Origin of the sequence: Colwellia sp. 6M3 (assembly GCF_014077595.1) — a bacterium.
GTDB lineage: Bacteria > Pseudomonadota > Gammaproteobacteria > Enterobacterales > Alteromonadaceae > Cognaticolwellia.
Map to the genome: position 1 here is coordinate 1 of NZ_JACGWF010000267.1, position 250 is coordinate 250.

1 protein-coding gene is annotated in these 250 nt (G+C 40.4%); it reads right to left on the reverse strand.

The genetic code is table 11. The features are described from left to right. Positions 1-250, reverse strand: a 250-nt coding sequence (locus H4J50_RS19340) for a hypothetical protein (protein WP_182257713.1), incomplete at both ends; no start/stop codon positions are given.

Here is a 250-nt window from a genome sequence, read left to right on the forward strand (position 1 = left end):
TGAAGGTTGGTGAATTAGCACTTGTATCAGACAAGATAACACTAACACCCGACTGTTGTAACCAGGTTACTGTTACAGTGTCGTCATCTGTTACGGTTAAGTTTAATGTTACAGATGCTCCTTCATCTGTAACATTAAACTTAACCGTAACAGATGACGACACTGTAACAGTAACCTGGTTACAACAGTCGGGTGTTAGTGTTATCTTGTCTGATACAAGTGCTAATTCACCAACCTTCACTGCACCAAG